1 protein-coding gene is annotated in these 272 nt (G+C 54.0%); it reads left to right on the forward strand.

Features of this window, described 5'->3' with window-relative positions; all coding sequences use genetic code 11:
* On the forward strand, positions 1-240 hold a 240-nt coding region (locus KVT27_RS24625), incomplete at its 5' end, for a peptidylprolyl isomerase (protein WP_369009670.1).
* Positions 241-272: the final 32 nt, after the last annotated feature.

A 272-nucleotide genomic window follows, 5' to 3' on the forward strand; every position in this document is an offset into this window, starting at 1 on the left:
GTTCTGGAGGCTGCAAAGCTCCTCAAGGCTGGGGAGGTCAGCAAGCCGGTGACGCTTCCGCAAGGCTTTGCTATTGTGAAGCTGAGAAATAAACGCGAGAAGGTGAATCCGGACAAAGCGTTCATTCGTGAGAATGTGCGCAGGGAGCTCGCGCTACAGGAAGCGCCGCCGCTGAAGGATTACGTTTCCCAGCTTCGGACGAAGTGGAAAGTGGCCGTTGTGGACCCTGCATTCAAGTGATTCGATGTGAAAATATGGTTGACAACCCGTAG

The organism is Lysinibacillus sp. GbtcB16 (assembly GCF_019091145.1).
In the GTDB taxonomy this organism is placed as follows: domain Bacteria; phylum Bacillota; class Bacilli; order Bacillales_A; family Planococcaceae; genus Lysinibacillus; species Lysinibacillus fusiformis.